Source organism: Aquidulcibacter sp., from assembly GCF_049239865.1.
Lineage (GTDB): Bacteria > Pseudomonadota > Alphaproteobacteria > Caulobacterales > Aquidulcibacteraceae > Aquidulcibacter.
This window is the reverse complement of the sequence record NZ_JBMLTR010000181.1, coordinates 46,016-56,856: the sequence shown is the minus strand read 5'-3', so window position 1 is coordinate 56,856 and position 10,841 is coordinate 46,016. Positions and strand designations below refer to the sequence as shown.

General features: G+C 57.4%; 6 protein-coding genes. 5 read left to right on the top strand and 1 reads right to left on the bottom strand.

Translation table 11 applies throughout. The features are described 5' to 3' along the window. Positions 1-719: 719 nt before the first annotated feature. The 5 genes from acnA (at position 720) to ACOVRA_RS13050 (ending at position 9,358) form a co-directional block, all read left to right on the top strand. Positions 720-3,404 carry an aconitate hydratase AcnA gene (acnA, locus tag ACOVRA_RS13070; protein WP_421720683.1) on the top strand — a complete coding sequence of 895 codons (2,685 nt, stop codon included), beginning with the start codon at positions 720-722 and terminating at the stop codon, positions 3,402-3,404. Positions 3,405-3,646: 242 nt separating this feature from the next. Next, positions 3,647-4,531: an RNA polymerase sigma factor RpoH gene (rpoH, locus tag ACOVRA_RS13065; RefSeq protein ID WP_290808069.1), complete on the top strand. Its 885-nt coding sequence runs from the start codon at positions 3,647-3,649 to the stop codon at positions 4,529-4,531. 56 nt (positions 4,532-4,587) lie between these two features. Next, positions 4,588-5,745 (top strand): glycoside hydrolase family 53 protein, encoded by a 1,158-nt coding sequence (locus tag ACOVRA_RS13060; protein ID WP_421720682.1) that lies wholly within the window; start codon positions 4,588-4,590, stop codon positions 5,743-5,745. Between the two features lie 54 nt (positions 5,746-5,799). Then, on the top strand, positions 5,800-7,518 hold the full coding sequence (locus tag ACOVRA_RS13055; RefSeq protein WP_421720681.1) for a response regulator: 1,719 nt from the start codon (positions 5,800-5,802) through the stop codon (positions 7,516-7,518). 43 nt (positions 7,519-7,561) lie between these two features. Further along, the gene (locus ACOVRA_RS13050) at positions 7,562-9,358 is read left to right on the top strand and encodes an AmpG family muropeptide MFS transporter (RefSeq protein WP_421720680.1); all 1,797 of its coding nucleotides are present in this window, start codon (positions 7,562-7,564) and stop codon (positions 9,356-9,358) included. Here ACOVRA_RS13050 and ACOVRA_RS13045 read toward each other — a convergent pair. After that, positions 9,355-10,815, bottom strand: a complete 1,461-nt coding sequence (locus ACOVRA_RS13045) for a sensor histidine kinase (protein WP_421720679.1) — start codon at positions 10,813-10,815, stop codon at positions 9,355-9,357. The genes ACOVRA_RS13050 and ACOVRA_RS13045 overlap by 4 nt on opposite strands. Positions 10,816-10,841 lie beyond the last annotated feature (26 nt).

Here is a 10,841-nt window from a genome sequence, read left to right as displayed (position 1 = left end):
GTATTTAGGGATTTAGATTAGACCTCAGCCCTCAATTATTGCGCGCGTCAGCCCTCACCCCCGTCCCCTCTCCCAAGTGGAGAGGGGAGCGCGCCTTAGCCTTAGGGTGTTGCTGGGCGAATTTGTGCTGCCGATCTGGATCTATTTTGGTGCAACCTAGGTTTCACCAAAATAGATCATCGAGCTTGCCCGCGACATCTGGGTCGTCAAGTGCGCAGCTTTGCTGCGTCGCTAAGCGATCCGTTTTCAAAGAAAACGGACACTTGACTACCCAGAGGTCCCAAGAACAATTGAGACAGCGGTTTGGTGGGCCGGAAGGATCACCAAAACGCTTCTAGATAGAAAGCCCAACAAATGGATCGCGCAACAACAGTTGCGCTTGTCCGCGCGTATAGATGCGCAGCTCTTGCCGCGCGTTCCCATTCACCGCCTTCGGCGGACATCGGCGCGTGCGTCGGTGCCGGGGAAGCCGGAGACGGGGCATTCCCCATTGGCTGAAATTGTCCGTGAGGACCGCAGCGACCGCGATGAAACCCACCATAGACCTTTAACCATTTCCGCGCTAAAGCAGCGGCGCTGCCGGACACGGTGGCAATCCGCCGGTCGATACGCCGCTCACAAGCGCGCGACCCTTGCGGGCGAAGCGTGGATTGCTTGTTAGCCTCTGGTTAAGGGCAATCCAGTGATGATTAACTCGCTCGAACAAAGGACGGCTTATCATGCCCTCACTCAATAGTTTTAAATCTCGCCAGACTCTGACTGTCGGCGACAAGACCTATGTCTATTATTCTTTAGAAGCTGCCTCGAAAAATGGTCTTGGCGATGTTTCTAAACTGCCCGTGACTTTGAAAATCCTGTTGGAAAACCTGTTGCGCGCCGAAGATGGCGTCACGGTGACCAAGGCCGATATCGAAGCGGTCGCCAAATGGGTGGAGAACAAAGGCAAGATCGAACACGAAATCGCCTTCCGTCCTGCCCGCGTGCTGATGCAAGACTTCACCGGCGTGCCTGCCGTGGTCGATCTGGCCGCCATGCGCGATGCCGCAGCAGCGCTGGGTTCCAACCCGGAGAAGGTCAATCCGCTGATCCCTGTTGATCTGGTGATCGACCACTCCGTCATGGTGGATTATGCCGGTAAGGGCGACAGCTTCGCCAAGAACGTTGACCTTGAATATGATCGCAATGGTGAGCGCTATGAATTCCTGCGTTGGGGCCAAAGCGCATTTAAGAACTTCCGTGTAGTGCCTCCTGGCACCGGCATCTGCCACCAAGTGAACCTCGAATATCTGGCCCAAACCGTTTGGACCGCCGAAGATGGCAGCGACGAAGTCGCCTATCCAGATAGCGTTGTCGGCACCGACAGCCACACCACCATGATCAATGGCTTGGCCGTTTTGGGCTGGGGCGTCGGCGGGATTGAAGCCGAAGCTGCTATGCTGGGCCAGCCCATCTCCATGCTGATCCCCGAAGTGGTTGGCTTTAAGCTCGACGGCAAATTGCCCGAAGGGGCAACGGCGACCGACCTCGTGCTGACCGTCACCCAAATGCTGCGCAAAAAGGGCGTAGTTGGCAAGTTTGTGGAATTCTTTGGCCCCGGCCTTGATTCCATGACCTTGGAAGACCGCGCCACCATCGCCAATATGGCCCCCGAATATGGTGCGACCTGCGGCTTCTTCCCCGTGGCGGAAGACACCATCAACTTCCTGCGCTCCACCGGCCGCGATGCGGGCCGGGTCGCCTTGGTAGAGGCCTATGCCAAAGCCAATATGATGTGGAAGCATGATGCGGGTCAGCCCGTCTTCACCGACGAATTGGCCCTCGATTTGGGCAGCGTCCAACCTTCCCTTGCCGGACCCAAGCGCCCACAAGACCGCGTCTTGGTGGCCGATGCCGCGACCGCGTTTAAAACCGCACTCGAAGGCGAATTTGGCAAGGCTGGCGAAGTGGCCAAGCGCGTTGGCGTGGAAGGTCACAACCATGACCTCGGCCATGGCGATGTGGTCATTGCGGCTATTACCTCTTGCACCAATACCTCTAACCCTTCGGTGCTGATCGCCGCTGGCCTTGTGGCCCGCAAGGCCCGTGCCAAGGGCTTGACCGTAAAGCCTTGGGTGAAAACCTCACTCGCACCGGGTTCGCAAGTCGTCACGGATTATTTGACCCAGTCTGGCCTTCAGTCTGACTTGGATGCCATGGGCTTCAATCTGGTGGGTTACGGCTGCACCACCTGTATCGGCAACTCCGGCCCGCTGCCTGAAGAAATCACCAAAGCCATTGTGGCTGGTGATTTGGTGGCAGCCTCTGTGTTGTCGGGCAATCGCAACTTTGAAGGCCGCGTCAATCCAGATACGCGCGCCAATTATCTGGCTTCGCCGCCACTGGTTGTCGCCTATGCTCTGGCAGGCTCTATGCAAGTGGACCTCAATAAAGAGCCATTGGGTACAGGCTCTGATGGCCAGCCCGTCTATCTGAAAGACGTTTGGCCCACGTCCGCCGAAGTTTCTGCCATCATGCGCGAATATGTGACGGCAGAAATGTTTGCCCGTCGCTATGCCGACGTGTTCAAAGGCGATGTGAATTGGCAAGCCATCCAAGTCTCTGGCGGTCAAACTTATAATTGGCCAGCCAAATCGACCTATGTTGCCAACCCGCCTTACTTTGAAGGCATGACCATGACGCCAAAGGGTGTGGAAGACATTCTGCACGCGCGTGTCCTGGGGCTGTTTGGCGACAGCATCACCACCGACCACATCTCGCCCGCAGGCTCGATCAAAGCATCGAGCCCCGCAGGCAAGTTCCTGACCGAAAATGGCGTTTCGGCCATCGACTTCAACTCTTATGGTGCCCGCCGTGGCCACCATGAAGTGATGATGCGCGGTACCTTCGCCAATATCCGGATCAAGAACCAAATGGTTCCTGGTGTTGAAGGTGGCGTCACCAAGCATTGGCCAGATGGCGAAGTCATGCCGATCTATGATGCCGCCATGCTTTACAAGGATGCTGGCACGCCGCTGGTGATCTTTGCAGGCAAGGAATATGGCACGGGCTCTTCCCGCGACTGGGCAGCGAAAGGCACCAATCTTTTGGGCGTCCGGGCTGTCGTCACCGAGAGCTTTGAACGTATTCACCGCTCGAACCTGATCGGCATGGGCGTCTTGCCCTTCCAGTTCCGCGATGGTGTGACTTGGGCCAGCCTCAATCTGGTCGGCGACGAAATGGTGTCCATTTATGGCATTAATGACATCGCGCCACGCAAAGAGATGGAAGTCGAAATCCGCCGCGCCGACGGCACGGTGGTGATCGCCCCGGTCATCAGCCGGATCGATACCGCCAACGAGCTCGATTACTATTTCTCGGGCGGCATTATGCAGTTCGTGCTGCGCCAATTGGCCCGCGCGGCTTAAGCCACCGATCCAATACAGAATGGGGCCTTCTGACGTCGTCAGAGGGCCCTTTTCTTGTGGGATCAGGACTTCTAATCCAAGCCATGACGAAACCTTACCAATCATTCATCAGGTCAGGCCTTTATTTTGCCCAACCCCACTCCTAAGTGGAGTCTCGAACGCCGGAACGGGAACCAAATCCCTGCCCCGACGCTCCTACTATTACCCGCCTTACAAGGGTAATTCTTTTGGGGAGTGGACATATGACTCGCGCACTCGCGCTTAATGTAGGGCCAGAACTGGGCCTTCAGCGGTATCTCACTGAGATCCGTAAATTTCCGATGCTGCACAAGGACGAGGAATATATGCTCGCCAAGCGCTGGCGTGAGCATGAAGATACCGGTGCAGCTGAAAAGCTGGTGACCAGCCATTTGCGCCTCGTGGCGAAGATGGCGATGGGCTATCGCGGCTATGGCCTGCCTGTGGCGGAAGTGATTTCGGAAGGCAATATCGGCCTGATGCAGGCGGTTAAAAAGTTTGACCCTGAAAAGGGCTTCCGCTTGGCGACTTATGCCATGTGGTGGATCCGCGCTTCGATCCAAGAATATGTGCTGCGCTCATGGTCCTTGGTCAAAATGGGCACCACCGCCGCGCAGAAGAAGCTGTTCTTCAACCTCCGCCGCATGAAATCCAAAATGCAGGCGATTGAAGAAGGCGATCTAAAGCCTGAAGACGTCAATTATATCGCGACCCAATTGGCGGTGACGAATGACGAAGTCATTTCGATGAACCGTCGCTTGTCGGGCCCCGACGCTTCGCTCAACGTCCGCGTTGGTGAAGATGGTGGCGGCGAATGGCAGGATTGGCTGGCTTCCGATGATGAGAGCGCCGAGACCGAATATGCTGAGCGCGAAGAGCATGACGAGCGCATGATCTTGCTGAACCAGGCCTTGTCGACCTTGAATGAGCGCGAACAGCACATCATCCGCGAGCGTCGCCTGCGCGATGATCCGGTGACCTTGGAAGACCTCGCCGATCAATATGGGGTCAGCCGCGAGCGCATCCGTCAGATCGAAGTGCGCGCATTTGAAAAAATGCAAGCTGCGATCAAAAAGGCAGCACTTGAGAGTGGCTTAATCGCCGCCTAATTGTGTTGCGCACTGCCAATATGAATGGTCATGTAGCCGCTTCAAGGAGTGGGTGCATGACTTTTTCTAGGCGACAGGCACTAGCCGCAGGGCTTGGACTTTTAACCGCCAGCGGGCTTGTCCGGTCAGGGCTTGCAGCACCGGCTCAACAGGCCAGCCATCCCGATTTTTATTTCGGTGCAGACCTCTCTTATGTGAATGAGATGGAGGATTGCGGCGCGATCTATCGCCAAGGCGGCAAGCGCGTCGACCCCTATCAGCTATTTGCCGATACCGGCCACAATCTGGTGCGTCTGCGCTTGTGGAATAATCCCGACTGGACAAACTACAGCAATTTTGACGATGTGCGCCGCTCCATGCGTCGGGCCAAGGCGAGTGGGCAAGCGGTCCTGTTGGACTTCCATTATTCCGATGATTGGGCCGATGGCGACAAGCAATGGATTCCCAAAGCGTGGGAAAATATCCCGACGACGGAGGGCCTCGCCGTCGCCGTCTATCAATTCACCTTTGAGACACTGATCAAGCTCGCGGGCGAAGGCCTGATGCCGCACATGGTCCAAGTTGGCAATGAGACCAATAAGGAAATGATGGGGCGGAAGGATTGGAAGTGGGAAACCCGGTCCACCGATTGGGTCCGCAATGCGGCCCTTTTCAAAGCCGGAATCAAAGCCGTGCGCGATGCTGGCAAGGCCACAGGCACCGGGCCTAAAATCATGCTCCATATCGCCCAACCCGAAAATGCTGAGCCTTGGTTTGCCAAGGCCGCTGAGGCAGGCTTGACCGACTTTGATTATATCGGCCTGTCCTATTATCGGAAATGGTCGACCCAGGGCCTAGATGGCCTAAATGCTGCGATCACGCGCCTCAGCGCCACTTATAAGGCCAAGGTGATTGTGGTTGAAACCTCTTACCCTTGGACCAATGACGGGGCCGATGAAGCCGCTAATCTATTGGGGCCAGATACGTTGATCAAGGAATATCCTGCCACGCCGGACGGCCAATTGCGCTATCTGGTCGACCTGACCCAGGGCGTGATCAGCCATGGCGGGGCTGGCGTCGTCTATTGGGAACCGGCTTGGGTCTCTACCTCCTGCAAAACGCGCTGGGGCACAGGTTCGCATTGGGAAAATGCGACCTTCTTTGACTTCAAGCGCGGCAATGAGGCCCTGCCCGCCTTTGGCTATGTCCGCCACCCCTATGTCTGGCCAAAATAAAAGACTGAAGCTCCGGGCAGCCATTCCTTAACCCATCGCTGCTAGGGTGCGGGCATGACAAACCTGACTTTCGCTCTGAGCGACTTGCCCGATTGCGCCATTCTCGCCAGCAAAAATGGCCGTGTTTTAGAAGCCAACGAACTGGCCATAACGCGATTTGGCGACCAAGTGGCCTTGGGTGCCTTTGCCCCTTGGTATGAAGCCCGCTTTGGCTGGACCATTCAAGAGCGCGAGGACGGCAGTCAATTGGGTGTGTTCCGCCCCGATGCCGACGAGACGGCCCGTGGGAAGACCATGTTGTTTGCGACCCTCAGCCATGAAATCCGTACCCCTCTGAACGGGATTTTGGGTATGGCAGGCCTGTTGGCCATGAGTGAGCTGACCAGCGCACAGCGTTCCTGGTTGGGTGCGGTCACCGATTCCGGTCAGCATTTGTTGGCGCTGCTCAACGATATCCTCGATTACGCCAAGCTGGAGAGCGGCAAGATTGAGCTGGAGACCATGGTCTTTAATCCAGCCAAAACACTACAATCGGTCGCCGAACTCTGCTCGCCCCGGGCGCATGAAAAAGCGCTGGAGATCGTCCTCGTAGTTGACCCCAATGTACCGGTTGAAGTCGCCGGCGATGACGGCCGCTTGCGCCAGATCATTTTGAACTTGGCCTCAAACGCCGTGAAATTCACCGAGGACGGTGGCGTCTTGTTGCGCTTGGAAGCCACGGGCGTCAATCGCCTGCGCTTTTGCGTGGAAGATACCGGCATTGGCATTCCAGACGACAAGATGGAGCGCGTCTTTGAGGAATTCCAGCAAGCCGATTCCTCGCACTCGCGTCGCTTTGGCGGCACAGGCCTTGGCCTTGCCATCGTGAAGAAGCTGACCACAGCCTTGGGCGGGACAGTTGGCCTCAAGAATCGTGAGGGTGGTGGCAGTGTGTTCTGGATCGATATTCCGTTCGAGACCGTCACCCCGGCCCCAGCCCGCAGCCAGCGCCTGACGGGCAAAACTATCGCCATTCAAAGCCAGTCCGTGCTTCTGGTTGAGGCGCTCAAGCTAGCCCTTGAAGATGAAGGTGCTGTGGTCGAAGAAGTTGAAACGCCGCGCCAAGCCAAAGAGGCAAGCGTCATCCTGCTCGATCACCATACCGATACCGTACAAGCTGCGCCTTGGCTGAAATGCGCCAGCCCCGTGGTCGCCCTCATCCCGCAAGAGCGCCGCGATCTGATCGATGATTATCGCGCCAAGGGTGCGATCGGCTATCTGATTAAGCCCCTTCGCATCGCGTCCCTGATTGAGCGTGTAGCACTGGCGGCAGGCGAAGGCGTCGATACACGTCCTGTGGTCGCCAATGACGAACGCGCCGATACGACCCCGATTGCAATCGGCTTGCGGGTCCTGTTGGCCGAGGACAATCCGATCAATGCGCTCTTGGCCAAGTCGCTTTTGGTGCGCAATGGCTGTCACGTTGTGGCGGTTGGCAATGGGGCAGAGGCGCTGCGCGCCATACAAGACGCGCCCTATGATCTGGTGCTGATGGATGTGCATATGCCAGTGATGGACGGGTTTGAAGCCACCCGCGCCATCCGCGCCTTGGGTGGTCGCTTCCTTGAGGCACCCATCATCGCCTTGACGGCAGCCGCGATGGAAGAAGACCGTCGTGCCTGTAAGAATGCGGGCATGAATGACTTCATTACCAAGCCGCTCGACCCGGCCATGTTGTCGTCTGTATTAGAGCGCTGGACGAATGCGTCCAGACAGGCCACTTTCGCCGCCTGAATCAGGACGCCTTTTTGAGGTCTTGATCCTTGTGAGGACCTCCATGGCTGGCAAAAAAGCGGAAGAACCTGAATTAGAACTTGGCGCAGATGACAAAGTCGGCGTTGGTGCCTTTTTCGAACGGCCTTCGCTGGTCATGTTCGGTCTGGGCTTTGCAGCCGGCATGCCCAATCAATTGGCTGGCTTGGCCTTAGCCATCTGGCTACGTGAAGCTGGGGCTTCGCTGGCTTTGATCGGCTTGATGGGGCTTGCCACCCTCACCTATGCGCTAAAATTCCTCTGGGCACCCTTGGTAGACCGGGTTGCCATTCCCGTGCTGGATAAGGCGTTGGGCCGCCGCCGCGCGTGGATGTTCCTGACCCAAGCCATTGTCATTGTCGGCCTCTTATTGATGGCGACCAGCGATCCAGCTCTGGCCTTCACCAAAGAAGGCGATGCGACCGCTGCTTTCATTCCCTTTGCGGGTTTTGCCGTGCTGATTGCCTTGGCAGGGGCCACCCAAGACATTGCGATTGATGCGTGGCGGATCGAAGTGGCCCGCGATGCCAATCGCTTGGGCGTTTTGACGGCTACCTATCAGTGGGGCTACCGGGTTGCGATCCTTTTGGCAGGCGCGCTGCCGCTCTTCGTCGCTCAGGCGCTGAATGGCGACCAATATGGCTGGCTGGGCTGGGCTGTCGCCTATGTTGCGATGGCAGGCTTTATGGGTCTCGCCATTATCTCCACCCTGTTGGCCCCGCGCGAAACGACTGCGCCTGCACCCCGATGGGTTGCCCCTGCCGATGTGCCCGACCGAGGCATTGTCGACAGCTTGGAATGGGTTGGGCGGATCGCTTTGATGCTGCTGGCAGCCTGTGTTCTGGCCGTGGGCCTAGCCGGCAAAGCAGAGCCTTTGGCTTGGTTGGTTGGTAGGCTTTACGGCGGCACAAAGGAGATGAGCGCCGCTTTGGCTGCCAAGCCGTGGGGTGTCTGGCAACAAGTAGGTTATGCCCTGATTGGTCTCAGTCTGGTTGTGGTCGCCTGCTTACAAATCCCCCGCCTGAAAACCCGCCCGGGTGCCTATTTCAAAGCCGCCTTGGCGGACCCGCTGGCCGACTTCTTCAGCCGCTATAAGGATTTGGCCAGCCTCATTTTGGTGTTCATCTGCGTCTATCGGATGGCCGACTTTGTGCTCAATCTGACGTCGACCATGTATCTGGACGCAGGCTTTTCAAAAGACTCCATCGCTTACGCCCAGAAATTCTTTGGCGCAGCCATGAGTGCGATTGGGGCGGGGTTAAGTGGTTGGTTGGTCCTTAAGTTTGGCCTGTTCCGCTGCCTCGTGATTGGGGCCTTCTTGCAACCACTTTCAAACTTGGCATTTATAGCCATCACGCTGACGGGCCCCAATGTGCCAGCGCTTTATGTCGCGATTGGCATCGACAATTTGTCGGGCATGTTCGCGGGGACGTGCCTGATCATGTATATGTCCATGCTGACGAAAGAGGGCTTTACCGCCACCCAATATGCGGTGTTTTCGTCGCTCTATGCTCTCCCCGGCAAGATCATCACCGCCCTGTCAGGGCGCGTCGTGGAAGGCGCTGCCAAGGCGTCTGAGACGGGTTGGCTGGCCGCCATGAAGCCGTGGTTCAACCACTTGCCGCCCGAAGCCTTTGCAGCAGGCGGCGCAAAGTTGGGCGTATCGGGTCAAGCCTTGGCCGCTGGCTACACCGCTTTCTTCTTCTACACGTCCTTGATCGGGATTTTTGGCATCATCATGGCTCTCGCCATTTCGCGCGGCCCGGCTCGCGAAATTCTGGAACGTGAAAAGCGGGAAGAAGCCGAAGCCGCTAACGCCTAAACGTCACCATCGGCTGCATCGTCCTTTTGGGCCAATAGATGCACGACAAAGTCCGTACCTGATTGGCAGGTTGAGACCAAGACGATGTCCCCGCCGTTCAAGCGGGCGAGTTCGCGCGCGATGGCGAGGCCAAGGCCTGTACCACCTGTCAGGCCGCTGCCGGCAAATGGCATAAACAAATTGTCCTGCACGCGCTTGGGAAGGCCAGGCCCCGTATCGACCACATGCAGGTCAATGCGCTCACCTTCCGCCGCTGCATAAGCGCGGATCGTGCCGGGCTTACCCGATTGGGCGATGGCTTGGGCGGCATTGCGGATCAGATTGGTCAGGATGCGGTGCAAATGCTCGCCATCCATCTCGATTTCAAGGTCGTTTGGAACCTCATGCTGCCAAGGCACGGTCAGGCCTGCCAAGGCTTCCTCGGCCGCGTCATCCAATGCATCGGACAGATAGAGGAGCTCCCGCTCCGGCGGGCGCTCTTGGGCTTTGCCAAAGGCCAAAGTGGACTGCGCCAAATTCACCGCCCGCTGAAGCGCGCGCTCAAGTCGTGGGGCGGTTGCCCGCACCACCGGATCATCCACCGACGCCAACCGCTCACTCACTAATTGGGCAGCACCCAGTGAATGGCGCAGATCGTGGGAAATTTTTGAGACCGCAAGGCCCAATTGCGCCAAGCGATCCTTCTGAATGAAGGCCTGTCGCACCGTGTCCTGCATGGCGGAAAAGGCGACCTCCGCTTGGCCAATCTCATCGGCCCGGCCGGAAGGCACGAGCGCCCTGCTGGCGTCGGTTGGTGCGGTGCTGAAGCGGGTAATCGCTCGGGTTAGGCGCCGCATCGGCCGCACGAAGCCATCAGCCAATGCCGCATAAATCAACGCCCCAATGGTCAAAGACAAAGCCAAGGACGAGAGCAAAACCTGCCAAGTCGACCGCATCAGCGAGTCTTTCAACGGCGCTTCTGCCACGATCACTTCAAGCTTGATCGCGGCATTGGTCTGAGGTCGACCAACAATGCGGAGATAGCGGCCCTTAGGCGCGGCATAGGCCTCCAACACCCCAGACAGCGAGCGACCAATGGTCTGGGCTTCAGGATTAATGTCGATGATCGTGCCCTTTGGCGTCCCGCCCAGCACATCCAAACGTGCATCATTTTGTAGAATAGTCACCGACTGGATCTCTGCCGCGCGCACCAATTCAGACGTGCGTCCCCCCATCAAGCCATAGGAGTCCGGCGCGGTGACGGCCAAAGCGACAATCTCGGCTGTGTTCAAACGATTGATGATCCATTCGTCGCGCAGGCTGGCCATTGTCGGCAGGAAAAACAAGGATTCAGTCAACAGAATAAAGCCCGCGCCAATCGTCAACAGGCGCGCGGTTAAGCCATCATTGGGCTTAAACTCAGCCGCCGCTGCCGTATTGGTCGCCTCAAGGCCTTCGGATGGCACGTTTAGGGTCACTTGTGTCGCACGCTCATTTTCAAAAA